The sequence below is a fragment of the Streptomyces huiliensis genome (genome assembly GCF_020037025.1).
GTDB classification, from domain to species: Bacteria; Actinomycetota; Actinomycetes; order Streptomycetales; family Streptomycetaceae; genus Streptomyces; species Streptomyces huiliensis.
Window position 1 is genome coordinate 41,659 of the sequence record NZ_JAIQLH010000087.1, and the last position, 17,748, is coordinate 59,406.

A 17,748-nucleotide genomic window follows, 5' to 3' on the forward strand; every position below is an offset into this window, starting at 1 on the left:
CGCCCGGGCGCGGTTCCCGCTCCCCCGTGGCGGGAACCGCACCCGGGCGCCGGTTCAGGATCGGCGCCGGTTCAGGATCGGTGCCGGTTCAGGATCGGTGCCGGTTCGGGATCAGCGCCGGGGCAGCCAGTGGTGGACCTTGTAGTCGCCCTTCTCGACGGTCTCGAAGGGCGCGCTGCCCAGGCACTTGGGCACGCTCTTGGTGGGCAGGCCGTCCAGGGCCCAGCTGTAGCCCAGCCGGTCCTTCCGTCCTTCGTCGAGCACGGTGAAGCCGAACCGCTTGCCCTTGAGGTTCCGGACCTTCGGCAGCCCGGGCGCGTCGACGACGTGCGCCTCGGTGACGACGCCCGTGGCGACGGCGGCCTTGCCGCCGGTGATCAGGCAGTCGATCCGGCCGCTGAAGGAGGCGCTCCACTTGGGGCCGAAGCGGTGGCTGACCCGGAAGGTGCCGTGTGCCTTCTCGGCGAACCCATGGGCGTCGAAGGCGAAGCGGACGTCGTCGCCGGGCTTCCGCGCGAGCTTGCCGCTGCCGGTGAGCGACGGCTCGTCGGCGGCCCTGACGGCGGCCGGTCTCCCGGAGCCGTCCGCGGCGGCCGGGCTCGCGGCGCCGGTGGTCAGGCCGATCGCCGCGCAGCCGGCGAGGGCGGCGGCGACGGTGGTGAGGGAACGGCGGGCGCGGGGCATGGGGTCCTCCTGAAGGGCGGTCGTCCTGACGGGCGGTCGCCCTGACGGGCTTCCGGGTGATCCGCCGGGGTTTCCCCCGGCCTGCCACCACTCTCCCGCCGGCCCACCGGCGGCGCCTCGTACCCAGGGCCGACACTCCTCCGCCGCGCGGCGGAACGGCGCTCCCCCGCCCGGCGGGCGCCGGTCCGTGCTCAGGCAGGATCGGGGCATGCTCGCCGCCGTCCACCTCCTCCCCGGCACCCCGCCCCGGGCGCGTGTCCGTACGGCGTGGGGACGGGCCGTCGTGCGCTGGTGCGGCCCGCCGGACGCGGCCGACGGCCCGTACCACGTGGAGTGGACGGTCGACGACGACGTCGTGTGGGGCCGGAACACCCACCCGGCCGCCGTCCCCGCTCCGGGACTGTGGACGGAGGGCGGCCGGGTGGTGCTGCGCGGGCGCCTCCACGCCGACCGGGACGGCGGTGCGGCGTGGCTCGCGTGGGGCCCGTCCGTCGTCCTCCTGGACGTCACCGGGCCGCTGCCGGAGACCGCCGACGGGGCGTGGGCGGAGCTGCGGTGCCCGGCCGTGCGGGTGTCCCTGTATCCGTACGCGCTCTGACGGTCACGCGTCCGCGGGTTCGTCCCACAGGCCGGTGCCGTACGCCTCGGCCAGGGCGCGGACGCGGCCCAGGAACGCGTCGGCGGGCAGCGGCGCGAGCCTGCGCCCGTCGCGCAGCCGGACGGCGAGCTGCCCGGCGGCGGCCTCCCGGGGGCCGAGGACGGCCTGGTACGGGACGAGCCGGGCCTCGCGCACCCGGGCGCCGAGGGTGCCGCGGTCCGGGGCGGCGATCTCGGCGCGGAGCCCGAGCGCGAGACAGCGCCGGAGGAGCGCCTCGGCGGCGGGCAGTTCCCCCTCGGAGACGGGGAGCAGGACCACCTGGACCGGTGCCAGCCACACGGGGAAGGCACCGCCGTGCACCTCGATGAGGTGGGCGACCGCCCGCTCCACGCTGCCGACGACGGCCCGGTGGACCATGACCGGCCGGTGCCGGGCGCCGTCCACGCCGATGTACTCCAGGCCGAACCGCTCCGGCTGGTGGAAGTCGATCTGCACGGTCGACAGGGTCGCCTCGCGGCCGGCCGCGTCGGCGATCTGTACGTCGATCTTGGGCCCGTAGAACGCGGCCTCCCCCTCGGCCGCCTCGTAGGGCAGCCCCGACCGGTCCAGGACGTCGGTGAGCAGGGCGACGGACCGTTCCCAGAGCTCGGGCGCGGCCACGTACTTGCCGCCCGGCCCGGGCAGGGACAGCCGGTAGCGGACGGGCTCGATGCCCAGCGCCGCGTAGGCGCGGCGGATGAGCTCCAGGGCCCCGGCCGCCTCGTCGGCGACCTGGTCGAGGGTGCAGAAGATGTGCCCGTCGTTGAGCTGGATGGCGCGGACGCGGGTCAGCCCGCCGAGGACCCCGGAGAGCTCGGAGCGGTACATCCCGCCCAACTCCGCCATGCGCAGTGGCAGTTCGCGGTAGCTGTGGGAGCGGGAGCGGTAGATGAGCGCGTGGTGCGGGCACATGCTGGGCCGCAGGACGACCTGTTCGCCGCCGAGGTCCATGGGCGGGAACATGTCGTCGTCGTAGTGCGCCCAGTAGCCGGAGATCTCGTAGAGCTCCCGTTTCCCGAGCACGGGTGAGTACACGTGCCGGTAGCCCGCCCGGCGTTCGGCCTCCCGGATGTACTCCTCCAGCGCGTGCCGCACGGCGGCGCCGTCCGGCAGCCAGTACGGGAGCCCCGCCCCCATCAGCGGATCGGTGTCGAACAGGTCGAGCTCACGGCCGAGTCGGCGGTGGTCGTGCACGGCGGTCTCCTCAAGAGTGGCGAGGCGAGTGACCGCAAGACGAAGCCCCGGGGCACTCGCCCCGGGGCTTCGACAAAGTCAGCTGTCAGCGCGCCGGGACGGGTCCGGCGTCGTCGTGGAGTGGTGCTGGGCGCGCTGCATGCGGGTCAAGCTAACAGAGAGGCGAGCCGCATGTCAGCCCGTTGGGGGTGCCCCCCTCTGGGGGAGGGACCGGGGCAAACCCCGTCCGCACGGCCCGCGAAGCGCGCCGCATACCATCGCGGCATGAAGCTGCGTTTGCCCCGCCACCGGCGAGGCCGCCTGACCGCCGCCCTGGCCGCGCTCGGCGTCCTCGCCGGCGCCGGCACCTGGACAGCGGCGGAGGCCACCGACGGCGACCCCCCGGTCCACCGCGAGGACCGGTTCCTGACGATGCCGGAGTCCGGAAGCGGCGCCAAGGGCCCGACGGTCCGCATCGACACCTCGTTCTTCACCACCGACGGCGACGCCCGCAGACCCGCCGTCCTCCTCGCCCACGGCTTCGGCGGCGACAAGGACGACCTCCGCGACCGCGCCGAGGAGTTGGCGAGGCACGGCTACGCCGTCCTCACCTGGTCGGCCCGCGGCTTCGGCGACTCCACCGGCCGGATCGGCCTCAACGACCCGGACCGCGAGGTGGCCGACGTCAGCCGGCTGATCGACTGGCTGGCGAAGCGCCCCGAGGTGCGGCTCGACCGCGCGGGCGACCCCAGGGTCGGCATCGCGGGCGCCTCGTACGGCGGCGCCGCCGCCCTCCTCGCGGCCGGGCACGACAAGCGCGTCGACGCCATCGCCCCGCAGATCACGTACTGGGACCTGAACTCCGCCCTCTTCCCGAACGACGTGTTCAAGAAACTCTGGTCGGGCGTCTTCTTCACCACCGGCTCGACCGCGACCGGTACGGACACGAAGAGCTCCGGCGGCGGCTGCGGCCGCTTCGACCCGGAGCTGTGCGCGATGTACGAGCGGGTGGCCGTCGCCGGGCGGCCCGACGACAAGGCCCGCGCGCTGCTGGAGCGCCGCAGCCCCGCCGCCGTCGCCCGTGACATCAAGGTGCCGACCCTGCTCGTCCAGGGCCAGAGCGACTCCCTGTTCCCGCTCACCGAGTCGGACCGGGCCGCCGAGGCCCTGGCCCGCAACGGCGCGCCGGTCGCCGTCGACTGGATCGCGGGCGGCCACGACACCGGCGGCTCCGACGAGGACGGCCGCGTCGCCCGCCGGACCCGCGCCTGGTTCGACCGCTTCCTCAAGGAGGGCGAGAGCGCCGAGAACACGGACACCGGCCCCGCGTTCCGGATCAGCCGGACCGGCGGCCTGGACACCACCGACGGCACCACGCGGCTGCGCGGCGCGAGCGGCGACCGCTACCCCGGCCTGCGCGGCGACCCCCGGCCCGTGCCGCTGACCGGCCGCGAGCAGCGCTTCGGCAATCCGGCGGGCGGCTCCCCGCCCGCGGTCTCCGCCGTCCCCGGCCTGGGCGGGCTCTCCCGCCTCTCCGGCCTGGGCGTCGGGGTCTCCCTGGACTTCCCGGGCCAGTACGCCCGCTTCGACTCCCCGAAGCTCACCGAGAGCGTCCGTGCCACCGGCACGCCGACCGCGCGGGTGCGGGTGTCCTCGGACAGCGGCGAGGCGGTGCTGTTCGCGAAGGTGTACGACGTGGGTCCGGACGGCCGGCAGCAGCTGCCCGGCCAGCTGGTCACCCCGCTGCGCGTGACGGACGCCAAGGGCGGCCGCACGGTGGACGTGCGGCTCCCCGCCGTCGACCACGTCTTCGAGGCCGGCCACCGCATGCGGCTGGTCCTCTCCGCCACGGACCTCGGCTACGCCTCGCCGGCGGCCCCGGCCGCGTACACGGTCTCCCTCGCCGACCGTGAGCTGAGCGTGCCCACCGCGCCCGGCGTCCGCACCGGTTCGGCGGCGCTGCCCTGGTGGACGTGGGGCCTGCCGGCCGGCGGGCTGGCGGTCGCGGTGGCGCTGCTGGTCACCGGCCGGCGACGCGGTCCCGTCCGCGCGCCGGACCCCGCCCTCGCGGACGTCCCGCTGGTCATCAGCGGGCTGAGCAAGCGGTACGCCAAGTCGGCCGACCGGTACGCGGTCCGCGACCTGTCATTCCGGGTGGAGCGCGGCCAGGTGCTCGGCCTGCTCGGGCCGAACGGCGCGGGCAAGACGACGACGCTGCGGATGCTGATGGGGCTGATCCGGCCGGACGGTGGCGAGGTGCGCGTCTTCGGGCACGCGATCCGGCCGGGCGCGCCGGTGCTGTCGCGGGTCGGGGCGTTCGTGGAGGGCGCGGGCTTCCTGCCGCACCTGTCGGGCCGGGCCAACCTGGACCTGTACTGGCGGGCCACCGGCCGCCCGGCGGAGGACGCGCACGTCGACGAGGCGCTGGAGATCGCCGGGCTGGGTTCGGCGCTGGACCGGGCCGTCCGCACGTACTCGCAGGGCATGCGGCAGCGGCTGGCCATCGCCCAGGCCATGCTGGGCCTGCCCGACCTGCTGATCCTCGACGAGCCGACGAACGGTCTGGACCCGCCGCAGATCCGCGAGATGCGCGAGGTGATGATCCGGTACGCGGCGGCCGGGCGCACGGTGATCGTGTCCAGCCATCTGCTGGCCGAGGTCGAGCAGAGCTGCACCCACCTCGTGGTGATGGATCGCGGCCGGCTGGTGACGGCCGGTCCGGTGGCGGAGATCACCGGCTCGGGTGAGACGTTGCTGGTCGGGGTGGCGGGCGAGGTGTCCGATGCCGTCGCCGAGAAGGTCGGCGCGCTGCCGGGCGTGGCGTCGGCCGTCCGCGCGGAGAGCGGGCTGCTGGTCCGGCTCGACGGCGGGACCACCCCGGAACTGCTGGTGGAACTGGTCCGGCTGGAGATTCCGGTGACGGGTGTGGGCCCGCACCGGCGGCTGGAGGACGCGTTCCTGACCCTGATCGGAGGCCAGGCATGAGTGCGGGAACGAGCGCATCCCCGGCGGCGACGAGCACATCCCCGGCGGTCGCGCCCGGCTACCGGGCGGGCCGCACGCTGCCGCTGCGCGTCGAGGCGGCGCGGCAGTTGCGGCGCCGGCGCACCCTGGTGATCGGGGGTGTGCTGGCGGTCCTGCCGTTCGTCCTGATCGCGGCGTTCGCGATCGGCGGCCGGCCGGGCGGACGGGACAACCGGGTGACGCTGATGGACACCGCCACCGCCTCCGGGCCCAACTTCGCGGCCACGGCCCTGTTCGTCTCGGCCGGGTTCCTGCTGGTGGTGCCGGTGGCGCTGTTCTGCGGCGACACGGTGGCGTCGGAGGCGGGCTGGTCGTCGCTGCGCTACCTGCTGGCGGCGCCCGTGCCCCGGACGCGGCTGCTGGTGAGCAAGCTGACGGTGGCGCTGGGGTTCAGCGCGGCGGCGATCCTGCTGCTCCCGCTGGTCGCACTGGCGGCGGGCACGGCCGCGTACGGCTGGGGGCCGCTGCGGATCCCCACCGGCGGGACGCTCCCGGCGGACACGGCGGTGGCCCGGCTGGCGATCGTCGTCCTGTACGTCTTCGTCAGCCAACTCGTCACCGCCGCCCTGGCGTTCTGGCTGTCGACGGTGACGGACGCGCCGCTCGGCGCGGTCGGCGGAGCCATGGGCCTGACGGTGCTCGGCAACGTCCTGGACGCGGTCACCGCGCTCGGCCACTGGCGCGACCTGCTGCCCGCGCACTGGCAGTACGCCTGGGCGGACGCCCTCCAGCCGCACGCCGAGTGGGGCGGCATGGTGAAGGGGACGTCGGTGTCGGTGGCGTACGCGCTGGTCCTGTTCGCGCTGGCGTTCCGGCACTTCCGGGCGAAGGACGTGGTCTCCTGACGGCTTCCGGCGGGTAACGGCCCCTGGTGACGGGCCGTCCGGGCGTTCTGCCAGGCTGACCCGTGCCCGCGTGAGCTCCCCTCGTACGGAGGTTCCCCCATGGACGACGCAGCAGTGGACGACACGGCAGTGGATGACACAGTAGTGGACGACACAGCGGCCATCGCGCCGGAGGCCGCGGCCCGCGCCCTCTGGCGGTTGGCCGAACCGGTGCACGCCGTCACCTACTTCGCCCCCGAGGCGCGGGCGGCCTACGAGGAGGCGGGGCTGCGCGGCTGGCGGCGCGGCTACTTCGCCGGCCGCGCCGCCCCCTTCGGTCCGGTCGGCCCGGAGCCGGTGGCGGCCTCCTTCTTCGGCTTCGCCCCGGACACGGTGGCCGGCGCGCTGCCGTCCGTCTGGGAGATCGTCTCCCCCGGCCGCGCCCTGGAACTGCGGCGGTCGGGCGCCCGGAACGCGCTGCGCCGGCTGCTCGCCGGCCGCGACGAGGAGGTCGGCAGAGCCGCCGGCCTCCTCGCGGACCGCGTCCGCGAACTGGACTGCGGCGGACGGGTGCTGAGCGCCGCCAACATGGCGCTCGGCCTCCCCGTCGACCCCCTCGACCGGCTCTGGCACGCGGCCACCCTGCTGCGCGAGCACCGCGGCGACGGGCATGTGGCGGCGCTGGTCGCGGCCGACCTGGACGGCTGCGAGTCCCTCGCCCTGCGCGCCGGCATCGACGTCCCGCGCTCCGAACTCCAGCCGTACCGCGGCTGGACGGACGAGGAGTGGGCCGCGGCCGTCCACCGCCTGACCGCCCGCGGCCTCCTCGCCCCCGACGGCACCGCCACCGACGAGGGCCACCGGCTGCACGCCTCCGTCGAGGCGGCGACGGACCGGGCGGCGTCCCGCCCGTGGCGAACCGTCGAGCCGGCGGAACTCCGGGAGTTGACGACCGCCCTCACCCCGCTCTCCCGCGCCTGCGCGGCGGCGCTCCGCTTCCCGAACCCGATCGGCCTGCCGGAACCGGACTGACCGCCGGTCTTTACCGCAAATTCACGTGCGACGGGGCGGCGGCGGGCGTGAGGATCACCCCATGACGGAGTACGAGGCGTTGCTGATCGGCGGGCGCTCCGGCGTCGGCAAGTCCACGGTGGGGTGGGAGGTTTCCGCGCTCCTGGAGGAGGCGGGCGTCCCCCACTGCGTCCTGGACGGCGACTACCTGGGGCACGTGAGCCCGGCCCCGCCGGACGACCCGCACCGCGCGGCCCTCACCGAGCGCAACCTGGCGGCGGTCTGGGCGAACTTCGCGGCGCTCGGCCACCGCCGGCTGGTCTACACGAACACGGCGAGCGTGCTGGAGGACGGCCTCTTCCGCCGCGCCCTGGGCGGCGACTCCCTCCGCCTCGTCCGCGTCCTCCTCACCGCCTCGGACGAGACGGCGGCGGCCCGCCTCGCCCGCCGCGAATCCGGCTCCCACCTCACCGCCCACCTCCACCGCAGCCGCACCGCGGCCCGCCGCCTGGACGCGGAGGCCCCGGCCGACACGGTCCGGGTGACCACGGACGGGCGGCGGGTGCGGGAGATCGCCCGGGAGGTGGTGGGGGTGGCGGGGTGGTGAGGGGCCCGGCGGTGCCGCGGCGGGCATCGACGCGGCACGCGCGAGCCGCGTGACCTGGCCGGTGCCGGCCGGGTGGGCGGCGTCCGGCCGACCGCCCCTCGTCAGCTGTCCTTGATCAGCCGGTAGACCGGTGTGAAGATCATCCCGCCGAGGACGAACCAGCCGGCGCCCCGGCAGAACGCCTGGAGGTCGTGCGCCGGGTAACCGGCGAGGGCGGCCGTACAGCCGTAGGCCACGGCCACGGCGACCAGGGCACGCAAGGACTGGCTGATTGGCGACCAGGCGAGTTCGCTCAGCTGGTCCGGCTCGGGGCCGAAGGCGAACACGAAGACCCAGGGCAGCATGCACAGCCCGCCGATGGCCGCGACCATCGCCCAGGCGCCCTCGTCGACGCCGCCCGCCTTCAGGTCCACCCGCCACCGCTGGTCCGCCAGCCCGCGCAGCTCCCGGAGCTCGGCGTGGTAGCCGCCGAGGGAGGGGGCATCGGGAGCCCACAGCACCGGAAGGCGCTCGCCCTGTCGCAGCGGCCGACCGGTGTGGACCGGCCCGACGGGCAGCCGTGCGGGACCACCGGGGACGGAGACGCGGAGCCGGCTGGAGTAGCCCACGACGCGGTCGGGGCGGTCGTCGTCGTAGTCCTTGCCGACGACGCGCGGGGGTTCGGCGATGGTGGCGGTCGCGACCTCGGCGCCCGCCCGCTGAAGGGCGGCCTGCGGGGCGTCGCGCCCCGGCAGGCCCAGGAACGTGGCGGTGGTCATGGCTGCCGCCAGCAGGAGGAGGTTCGCGCCGACCTGCCGGGTCCGGATCCAGCCGTCCGACTCGTACGGCGTGTCGTGGTCCCACTCCCGCCTCCGGCGGCCCCTCCGCCCCGAGCGTGCACCCTTCTCCAGGGAGACACCGTCCTCGGGCTCCGGGTACCACCCGCTCACCCCCCGCACCCACAGCAGCACCGCCCGCACCACCATGGCCCCGGCCGCCGTCCAGACGCAGACGAGGACGCCCGTGTGCGGCGCCGGCTGGTGGTCGATGCCCAGGGCCCAGACGCAGGCGGCCAGGGTGGCGGCACAGGCCACGCCGGCGCAGAGACGTATGGCGTGCGTGAGCACGTCGCGGATGGTCAGGTACGGCACGGGCCCCCCACGGCAGCGAATACCGGATGTCGAGACGTCCGCCTCGCGGACGCGGGCCCAGTGGATCACGCGGAACGGATCTTGGAAAACCGCCCGTGACCAGGGAAGACCTCCCTCGGCGGCACCTTGCGTCGCAGATACCCCCCGGGGGTAATTGATTCTTCTCTCCGAACCCCTTGCCCGTCATACACCCTGGGGGTATACATAGAGACGTTCGAGGGATACCCCCCAGGGGTATAAGATCCCTACGGAGCCAAGCCGCACACCAGGAGGCACCCCATGTCGACCCCCACCACCGCCACCCCCTCCGTCACCACCACCTACGCCGTCACCGGCATGAGCTGCGGCCACTGCGAGTCCGCCGTCAGCAAGGCGGTCGGGGCGCTCGGCGCCGTGCGCGCCGTGGCGGTCGACGTGGCCGCCGGGCGGGTCACCGTCACCACGGCCGGCGAGCCCGACGACGCCGCCGTCGCCGAGGCCGTGGACGACGCCGGGTACGAGCTCGCCGGCCGCGTCTGAGAGTCCCCCAGCCCCCTGCCCCCGCCGGGGCCGACCGCAGACCGGCCCCGGCGACTCCCCCCAGCCACAGGAGCAGCGATGCCCAGCACCACCACCGGGACCTCCGGCACGGACCGCGTCGAACTCGCCATCGGCGGCATGACGTGCGCGTCGTGCGCGGCCCGCGTCGAGAAGAAGCTCAACCGCATGGAAGGGGTGGCGGCCACCGTCAACTACGCGACCGAGAAGGCGCAGGTCACCTACGACGCCGGCGTCACGGTGGCCGACCTGGTCGCCACGGTCGAGGCGACGGGGTACACGGCGGCGCCGCCCGCTCCGGCCCGTTCCGCCGACGAGCGGGACGAAGCCGCCGAGAAGGCTGCCGACGACGAGCTGCGCCCGCTCCGCGAGCGGCTGATCACCGCCGTGGTGCTGGCGGTGCCGGTGGTGGTGCTGTCGATGGTCCCGGCCCTGCAGTTCGAGTACTGGCAGTGGCTGTGCCTGACGCTGACCGCGCCGGTCGTCACCTACGCTGCCTGGCCGTTCCACCGGGCCGCGTTCACCAACGCCCGGCACGGCGCGGCCACCATGGACACGCTGATCTCGCTCGGCACGTCGGCGGCGTTCCTCTGGTCCCTGTGGGCGCTGTTCCTCGGGCACGCGGGCATGCCGGGCATGACGCACTCCTTCGAGCTGACGATCGCGCGGGGCGACGGCGCCGAGAACATCTACCTGGAGGCGGCGGCGGGCGTGACCGCCTTCATCCTGGCGGGCCGCTACTTCGAGGCCCGGTCCAAGCGCCGGGCGGGCGCGGCGCTGCGGGCGCTGCTGGAGCTGGGCGCCAAGGAGGTGACCGTCCTCCGGAACGGCCGGGAGGTGCTGATCCGCACCGAGGAGCTGGCCGTGGGCGACCGCTTCGTCGTCCGCCCCGGGGAGAAGATCGCGACGGACGGCACGGTGGTCGAGGGCGGTTCGGCCGTGGACGCGTCGATGCTCACCGGCGAGTCGGTGCCGGTCGAGGTCGGGGTCGGCGACGCGGTCACCGGTGCCACGATCAACGCGGGCGGCCGGCTGGTGGTCGAGGCCACCCGGGTCGGTGCGGACACCCAGCTGGCGCGGATGGCCCGGCTGGTGGAGGACGCCCAGAACGGCAAGGCCGCCGCGCAGCGGCTCGCCGACCGGATCTCGGCCGTCTTCGTCCCCGTCGTCATCGCGCTCGCGCTGGGCACGCTCGCCTTCTGGCTGCTGAGCGGCGCCGGGCTGACCGCTGCGTTCACCGCCGCCGTGGCCGTCCTGATCATCGCCTGCCCGTGCGCCCTGGGCCTCGCAACCCCGACCGCGCTGATGGTCGGCACCGGGCGCGGCGCGCAGCTGGGCATCCTGATCAAGGGCCCGGAGGCGCTGGAGACCACGCGTGGCGTGGACACGATCGTGCTGGACAAGACGGGCACCGTCACCACCGGCCGGATGACCCTGCTGGCCGTCACCGCTGCGGGGGGCACGGCGGAGGACGAGGTGCTGCGGCTGGCCGGGGCGCTGGAGCACGCCTCGGAGCACCCGATCGCCCGGGCCGTGGCGGCGGGCGCGGCCGAGCGGGTCGGCGCGCTGCCGGTGCCGGAGGACTTCGCCAACGTCCCCGGGCTCGGGGTGCAGGGTGTCGTGGACGGGCACGCGGTGCTCGTCGGCCGGGAGAAGCTGCTCGCCGAGTGGGCGATGAGCCTGCCCGAGGAGCTGGCGGCGGCGCGGGACGCGGCCGAGGCGGCCGGCCGGACGGCGGTCCTGGTGGCCTGGAACGGCGCGCCGCGGGCGGTGCTGGAGGTCGCGGACGCGGTGAAGGAGACCAGTCCGGAGGCGGTGCGGCGGCTGCGGGCGCTGGGCCTGACCCCGATCCTGCTGACCGGCGACAACCAGGCGGTGGCGGAGGCCGTGGCCGCCGAGGTGGGCATCGACGAGGTGATCGCCGAGGTGCTGCCCGAGGACAAGGTGGCCGTGGTGAAGCGGCTGCAGGCCGAGGGCCGCTCGGTGGCCATGGTCGGTGACGGCGTCAACGACGCGGCGGCGCTGGCCCAGGCGGACCTCGGGCTGGCGATGGGCACGGGCACCGACGCGGCCATCGAGGCCGGCGACCTCACCCTCGTCCGGGGCGACCTGCGGGCGGCGGCGGACGCGATCCGGCTCTCGCGCAAGACGCTGGGCACCATCAAGACCAACCTGTTCTGGGCCTTCGCCTACAACGTGGCCGCCCTCCCGCTGGCCGCGGCCGGCCTCCTCAACCCGATGATCGCGGGCGCGGCGATGGCCTTCTCCTCGGTCTTCGTGGTCGGCAACAGCCTGCGGCTCCGGAGCTTCCGCGCCGCCGAGTGAGGCGGCGCCCCACCGAAGGACACCGCGCGGTCGCCGGGCGGACGGTGACCGTCCGCCCGGCGACCGCGCGGTGTCAGCCTCGTGATGAATCCGTAACAGCGGGATCCCCCGCACCACCCGGCGCGTCTCTCCGGGTGACGAACGCAAGAGCACGAACGCAAGAGCACGGACACGCGAGCACAGAGGAGAGGGTGCGACGCCATGGCGCTGCCCCAGCTGTACAGGAACAGGATCACGGCCCTGGTAGCCGTCACGGTCTTCGGCTTCGCGGGCACCCTGACCGCGGCGGTCACCGCCGAGGCGGTCGGCCGCAGCGCCGCGGCGGACCTGCCCGCGAACACGCGCACGGGCACGGGCACGAGCACCGCCCCCGGCGACGGCACCGCCCACACCGTCGTGGTCGTCCGCGGCGCCCCGGCGGCGCAGGCCCTGTCCCGGCCCTGAACCCGACGGCTCCAGCCCTGAACCCGACGCCTCCGGCCCTGAGCCGACGGTCCCGCACGGACCCCCGCGCTAGGCGCGGTCGCACTCCAGCGCGTCCAGCCGCTTCCCGCCGCCGGACAGCGTCACCTTCACCTGGTTCCACGGCAGCCCGCCGGGCACCTGGTTGTGGGCCGCGGTGCAGACCAGTTGGATGCGGGCGGTACGGGTGAGGCGGGTGACGTCGACGGGCAGCCGGATGGCGACCCGGCCGCGTTCGGTCGTGACGAGGGTGTCCGTCTCGGGCCGGCGGATGCCGATGTCGCTGTAGATGCCGCGGGTGCGTTCCGCCTCGTTGGGCCCCTGGAGCATCAGCCGTACCGCGTCCTCCGCCGTCACCGGGCCGTCCGCGGGCCGGGGGGTGGCGATGACGCCGGTCACCACGGCGAAGTACAGCCGGGCCGCCCAGCCGGGCGCACCCGGCTGGTGGACGCCGGTGGCGGGCTGGCCGAACTCGATGACCTCCGAGGGCTCGATACCGCAGCCCGCGAGCGTTCCCAGCAGGAGCGCCCCGGCCGCCGCGCGTCGGATCCTCACTCCTCGTCTCCTCCTGTGCGCAGCGGGAGGTCGACGGTGAACACCGCGCCTCCCCCGGGCCGGTTGGCGGCCCGGATGGTTCCGTCGTGCAGCCGGACGTTCTCCAGCGTGATGGCGAGGCCGAGGCCGCTGCCCTCGGAGCGGACCCGGGCGGCGTCGGCCTTGTAGAAGCGGTCGAAGACGTGGGGCAGGACCTCCGGGTCGATGCCCGGGCCCTGGTCGGCGACCTCGATGAGCAGCCGTCCCGCCGCGGCGTCCGCGCGCACCGCCACGCGGACGGGTTCGCCGCCGTGCCGCAGGGCGTTGCCGACGAGGTTGGCCACCACGACGTCGATGCGCCGGGTGTCGAGCCGGGCGCGGACGCCGTCCGGCAGGTCGGCGGCGACCCGGTCCTGCCAGTTGCGGGCCTGGAGGGTCTTGCGGACGGTCTCGGCGACGTCGACCTCGTCGAGGTGCAGGGCCGCGGCGCCGGCGTCGAAGCGGGAGATCTCCATCAGGTCCTCGACCATGCGGGCGAGCTTGCCGGTCTCCTCGCTGATCAGCCGGACGGCGTGGGCCGTGTCCGGGTCGAGGGTCGCGGCGTCCTCGTCGAGCACGTCGACGACGGCCGTCATGGCGGCCAGCGGGGTGCGCAGTTCGTGCGAGACGTCGGCGGCGAAGCGGCGCGCGTTGGCCTCCATGCGGCGGAGTTCGGCGACGTTCTCCTCCAGGGCGGCGGCCATGCCGTTGAACGTCCGGGAGAGTTCGGCGAGTTCGTCGCCGCCGGTGACCTTCAGCCGGGTGTCGAGGGCGCCCTCGGTGATCCGCTGGGCGCCGCGCCGCAGTTCGCGGACGGGACGGAGGACGCCGCCCGCGGCGATGAGGGCGGGGACGACGGCGAGGGCGACGGCGGGCAGCGCGCCGCTCTGGGCGGCGTCGACGAGGGCCCGGACGTTGGCCTCGTCCTCCCGCAGCGGGACCCGGGCGAAGACCTCCACGCCGGACGGCTTCTTCTGGTCGGTGCTGAAGGTGACGGGCAGGCCGATGACGAGCCAGGGCCGGCCGCCGGTCTCGACGCGCTGCACGGCGGGGATCCCGGCCTGCACCTTGTCGCGCACGCCGGGGCTGATGGCGTCGTCCTCGCCGGGGCGGAGGGACGGGACCATGGGCCCGCCGGCGTAGCGGACGTGCACGATCCAGTGCTGGGCCGCCTCGCCGGCGCGGTTGAGGTTGGCCGCGAACGTGGCGAGGTCCTTCGTGTCGGGCGGGAAGTCCACGTTGGGGGCCTGGGAGTTGACCTGGCCGCGCAGGGCGTCCACGGCGGTGTCCTGGGTGCGCTGGAGGATCGCGGTGCGCGCCTCGCGGAACGTGAGCGCCGCGGTGGCCAGCGCGCTCAACGCGGCGACCAGCAGGAACGCGATCACGAGCCGGGCGCGCAGGCCGCGCGCGAGGGTGCGCAGGGCGGGCTTGCGCGCCCCGGCGGGCCGGCACCGGCCGGCCGGGCGCCGCACGCCGAAACGTCTCACAACGGGCCGAACCGGTAGCCGAATCCGCGCACGGTCTGGATGTAGCGGGGCGAGCGCGTGGAGTCCTCCACCTTGGTGCGCAGCCGCATCACACAGGCGTCCACGAGCCGGGCGTCGCCGTGGTAGCTGTGCTCCCAGACGTGCTCCAGGAGCTGCTGGCGGCTGTGGACGCGGCCGGGGGTCGCGGAGAGGTGGAGCAGCAGCTTCATCTCGGAGGGGGCGAGCGCGAGGTCCTTGCCGTGCTTGGAGACGACCAGGCCGGCGCGGTCGACGACCAGGTCGCCGTGGACCTCGGCGGGCCGGGCGGCGCCCTCGGGGCCGCCGCCGTCGGCGGGTGCCGCGCGGCGGAGGACCGCGCGGATGCGGGCCTCCAGGACCTCGCCGCGGGCCGGCTTGACGATGTAGTCGTCGGCGCCCGCCTCCAGGCCGAGGACGACGTCGATGTCGTCGCCGCGCGCGGTGAGCATGATGATCGGGAGCTGCTGGGTGGCGCGGATCCGGCGGCAGACCTCGAAGCCGCTGAGGTCGGGGAGCATCAGATCGAGCAGGACGAGGTCGGGCCGGAAGGCGCCGAGCGCGGCGAGCCCGGCCTCGCCGTTCGGCGCGGCCTCGACCTCGTGGCCGCGGCGGCGCAGGGTGAGGGTGACCCCTTCGCGTACGGCTCGGTCGTCCTCGATCAGAAGCACGCGTGACATAGGGACAGTATCGATCGGATCATCACACCGACGCGTCCAATGGGAGTCTGACCGGGGAACTGTCACCGATTGCTCATATTCCTCTCCGGCACCTGGGGAACCTCTGGTCTCTCCGGGCTCACTTTCTTCATCGGAGAAGCCCCGCCGGAGGAGCCGCGGCGGGATAATGGCCGGCCGGGTTGTCCGTACGCCATCAAGCACGGAGGTCGCCGTGAGCACGCACGAGGTCTTCAACCAGGCCCCGCCCCTGACCGGCTTCACCACCGCCGACGACCCCGCGCTGTTGGAGGCGCTCCGCCGGGACGGCGGCGGCTGGGGCGAGGAGGAGGTCCGCGCCCTGGGGGCCCGGGCCGGCTCGGCGGAGGTCCAGGAGTGGGCGCGGCAGGCCGAGGCGTACCCGCCGGTGCTGCGCACCCACGACCGGTACGGCCACCGGGTGGACGAGGTCGAGTTCCACCCGGCGTGGCACCACCTGATGGCGGCGGCCGTGGAGAGCGGCCAGCACGCGGCGCCCTGGGCGGACGGCCGGCCGGGGGCGCACCTGGTCCGCGCCGCGAAGTTCTACGCCTGGGCGCAGGCCGAACCGGGCCACGGCTGTCCGGTCTCGATGACCAACGCCGCCGTCCCAGCCCTCCGCGCCCAGCCCGACCTCGCCGCCGCGTACGAGCCGCTGCTGGCGTCGCCGGTGTACGACTACGGGCTGCGGCCGCCGCTGGGCAAGCGCGGCCTGATCGCCGGCATGTCGATGACGGAGAAGCAGGGCGGCTCGGACGTCCGGGCCAACACCACCACGGCCGTCCCGGCGGGCGACGGCACGTACGTGATCACCGGGCACAAGTGGTTCACCTCGGCGCCGATGAGCGACGTCTTCCTGGTGCTCGCCCAGGCCGAGCAGGGCCTGACCTGCTTCCTCATGCCGCGCGTCCTGCCCGACGGCTCCCGCAACGCGATGCGCCTCCAGCGGCTGAAGGACAAGCTCGGCAACCGCTCCAACGCCTCCGCCGAGATCGAGTACGAGCGGGCCGTCGCCTGGCCGGTCGGCGAGCCGGGGCGCGGGGTGCGCACGATCGTCGAGATGGTCAACATGACGCGGCTCGACTGCGTCCTCGGCTCGGCCGCCGGCATGCGCGCCGGGCTGCGGCAGGCCCTGCACCACACCACGTACCGCCGCGCCTTCGGCGCCGAGCTGGTCGACCAGCCGCTGATGCGCAACGTCCTGGCGGACCTCGCCGTCGAGTCGGAGGCCGCCACGGTGCTGGCGATGCGCCTCGCGGCGGCGCTGGACCGGTCGGAGGCCGGGGACGCGCGGGAGCGCGCCCTGCGGCGGCTCGCGCTGGCGGCCGGCAAGTACTGGGTGTGCAAGCGCGGCAGCGCGCACGCGGCCGAGGCGCTGGAGTGCCTGGGCGGCAACGGCTACGTCGAGGAGTCGGGCATGCCCCGCCTCTACCGCGAGGCGCCGCTCCTCTCCGTCTGGGAGGGTTCCGGCAACGTCGCCGCCCTGGACGTCCTCCGCGCGCTCACCCGCGAACCCCAGGCGCTGGAGGCGTACTTCGCCGAGGTCGGCGCCGCCGCCGGCGCGGATCCCCGCCTCGACGCCGCCGTCGCCCGCCTGCGCGCCCTCCTCACCACCCTGGACGACCCGCACCGCGCCCAGCTCGCCGCCCGCCGCCTCGCCGAGCAGCTCACCCTCGTCCTCCAGGGCAGCCTGCTCGTCCGCTACTCCGTCCCCGCCGTGGCCGACGCCTTCTGCGCCTCCCGGCTGGACGGCGACTGGGGCGGCGCCTTCGGCACCCTTCCGGCGGGGGCGGATCTGGGGGCGGTGCTGGATCGGGTGGTGGCGAAGGACGCGGGGTAGACCCGGGGCCGTGGCGCGCCTCAGGAGGGGCGCGCGGCCTCCCAGGCCGCCTCGATCATCCGGAAGGTCTCGTCCACCGCGGCCTCCGGCTCGGCAGCCTCGCGGGCCAGTGAGAAGGCGTCGATCACGAACCGCGCGACCACCCGGCAGGCCGTCTCGGTCCGCCGCGAGCCGGGGTCGGCGGCGATCGCCTTCCCCAGCGACTCCGCGTGCCGCAGCCGCATCGACTCCCCGTACTCCCGCAGCGCGGGCGTCGCGTCGATCATGCGCCAGACCGGGGCGGCCTCTTCGCTCGTGCAATGCCGCACCAGGGCGTGGATCTCGCGGCGCAGCGCGAGGAGGAGCGGTTCGTCCGGCGCCCGGTCGGCGACCGCGCGCGTGAGGCGCTGCTCGAAGTCCGCGTCGCGCTCGAAGACCAGGGCCTCTTTGGCGGCGAAGTGGGAGAAGAGGGTGGTGACGGCGACGTCGGCCTCGGCGGCCACGTCGCGGATGCCCACCGCGTCGTACCCGCGGTCGAGGAAGAGCCGCAGGGCGGTGACGGCGATCTTCTGGCGGGTCGCGGCCTTCTTGCGCTCGCGGCGCCCGGGTGGCACGGTCACGCGCTGACGCTATCAAAGAGCGTGTCGCAACCGTTCCGGGAAGCCAACCGTTAGCGTTCCCCTTCGTCCGCCGGACGGTGTAGGCCCCCCGAACACCCCCGCCACCCCCTCGAACACCCTCATCC

General features: G+C 75.0%; 15 protein-coding genes and 1 pseudogene. 9 read left to right on the top strand and 7 right to left on the bottom strand.

All coding sequences use genetic code 11. The features are described 5' to 3' along the window. Positions 1–111 precede the first annotated feature (111 nt). The gene (locus JNW98_RS17520) at positions 112–684 is read right to left on the bottom strand and encodes a hypothetical protein (protein WP_223769181.1); all 573 of its coding nucleotides are present in this window, start codon (positions 682–684) and stop codon (positions 112–114) included. Between the two features lie 208 nt (positions 685–892). On the opposite strand from JNW98_RS17520, the gene JNW98_RS17525 reads away from it, so the two are divergent. Beyond that, a complete protein-coding gene (locus JNW98_RS17525; protein WP_223769182.1) occupies positions 893–1,282 on the top strand; it encodes a hypothetical protein in 390 nt (129 codons plus the stop codon). A 3-nt stretch (positions 1,283–1,285) separates the two neighbouring features. On the opposite strand, the pseudogene thrS reads toward JNW98_RS17525, so the two are convergent. Then, positions 1,286–2,587 (bottom strand): annotated as a pseudogene (gene thrS / locus JNW98_RS17530) (threonine--tRNA ligase); the annotation flags it as partial. A 192-nt stretch (positions 2,588–2,779) separates the two neighbouring features. Between thrS and JNW98_RS17535 the strand changes: the two are divergent. The 4 genes from JNW98_RS17535 to JNW98_RS17550 all read left to right on the top strand — a co-directional run bounded on the left by JNW98_RS17535 (position 2,780) and on the right by JNW98_RS17550 (position 7,960). Beyond that, complete coding sequence (locus JNW98_RS17535; RefSeq protein ID WP_223769184.1) at positions 2,780–5,479, top strand: alpha/beta fold hydrolase; 2,700 nt, start codon at positions 2,780–2,782, stop codon at positions 5,477–5,479. Next, complete coding sequence (locus JNW98_RS17540) at positions 5,476–6,363, top strand: ABC transporter permease (protein WP_223769185.1); 888 nt, start codon at positions 5,476–5,478, stop codon at positions 6,361–6,363. The genes JNW98_RS17535 and JNW98_RS17540 overlap by 4 nt, the downstream gene beginning before the upstream one ends. A gap of 144 nt (positions 6,364–6,507) precedes the next feature. Next, positions 6,508–7,374 carry an SCO6745 family protein gene (locus tag JNW98_RS17545; RefSeq protein ID WP_443732500.1) on the top strand — a complete coding sequence of 289 codons (867 nt, stop codon included), beginning with the start codon at positions 6,508–6,510 and terminating at the stop codon, positions 7,372–7,374. A gap of 61 nt (positions 7,375–7,435) precedes the next feature. Further along, positions 7,436–7,960, top strand: coding sequence for a nucleoside/nucleotide kinase family protein (locus tag JNW98_RS17550; protein WP_223769187.1), 525 nt, complete (start codon positions 7,436–7,438; stop codon positions 7,958–7,960). Positions 7,961–8,061: 101 nt separating this feature from the next. Here the strand turns inward: JNW98_RS17550 and JNW98_RS17555 are convergent, their stop codons facing one another. After that, positions 8,062–9,090, bottom strand: a complete 1,029-nt coding sequence (locus JNW98_RS17555; protein ID WP_223769188.1) for a hypothetical protein — start codon at positions 9,088–9,090, stop codon at positions 8,062–8,064. 279 nt (positions 9,091–9,369) lie between these two features. Here JNW98_RS17555 and JNW98_RS17560 point away from each other — a divergent pair, with 279 nt between their 5' ends. From JNW98_RS17560 to JNW98_RS17570, 3 genes are all read left to right on the top strand, one after another. Beyond that, positions 9,370–9,609 carry a cation transporter gene (locus JNW98_RS17560; protein ID WP_223769189.1) on the top strand — a complete coding sequence of 80 codons (240 nt, stop codon included), beginning with the start codon at positions 9,370–9,372 and terminating at the stop codon, positions 9,607–9,609. Between the two features lie 78 nt (positions 9,610–9,687). Continuing rightward, the gene (locus JNW98_RS17565) at positions 9,688–11,952 is read left to right on the top strand and encodes a heavy metal translocating P-type ATPase (RefSeq protein WP_223769190.1); all 2,265 of its coding nucleotides are present in this window, start codon (positions 9,688–9,690) and stop codon (positions 11,950–11,952) included. Between the two features lie 201 nt (positions 11,953–12,153). Next, entirely contained in the window at positions 12,154–12,396 is a 243-nt protein-coding gene (locus tag JNW98_RS17570; RefSeq protein ID WP_223769191.1) for a hypothetical protein, read from the top strand. Between the two features lie 69 nt (positions 12,397–12,465). Here the strand turns inward: JNW98_RS17570 and JNW98_RS17575 are convergent, their stop codons facing one another. The 3 genes from JNW98_RS17575 to JNW98_RS17585 are packed head-to-tail and all read right to left on the bottom strand — an operon-like array spanning position 12,466 to position 15,169. Continuing rightward, a complete protein-coding gene (locus JNW98_RS17575) occupies positions 12,466–12,969 on the bottom strand; it encodes a hypothetical protein (protein ID WP_223769192.1) in 504 nt (167 codons plus the stop codon). Beyond that, entirely contained in the window at positions 12,966–14,459 is a 1,494-nt protein-coding gene (locus tag JNW98_RS17580) for an ATP-binding protein (protein WP_223769193.1), read from the bottom strand. Before JNW98_RS17580 ends, JNW98_RS17575 begins: the two co-directional genes overlap by 4 nt. Positions 14,460–14,470: 11 nt before the next feature. Then, positions 14,471–15,169 (bottom strand): response regulator, encoded by a 699-nt coding sequence (locus JNW98_RS17585; RefSeq protein WP_223769194.1) that lies wholly within the window; start codon positions 15,167–15,169, stop codon positions 14,471–14,473. A 211-nt stretch (positions 15,170–15,380) separates the two neighbouring features. Here JNW98_RS17585 and JNW98_RS17590 point away from each other — a divergent pair, with 211 nt between their 5' ends. Beyond that, entirely contained in the window at positions 15,381–17,024 is a 1,644-nt protein-coding gene (locus tag JNW98_RS17590; protein WP_223769195.1) for an acyl-CoA dehydrogenase family protein, read from the top strand. A 20-nt stretch (positions 17,025–17,044) separates the two neighbouring features. Here the strand turns inward: JNW98_RS17590 and JNW98_RS17595 are convergent, their stop codons facing one another. Beyond that, complete coding sequence (locus JNW98_RS17595) at positions 17,045–17,623, bottom strand: TetR/AcrR family transcriptional regulator (RefSeq protein WP_223769196.1); 579 nt, start codon at positions 17,621–17,623, stop codon at positions 17,045–17,047. Positions 17,624–17,748 lie beyond the last annotated feature (125 nt).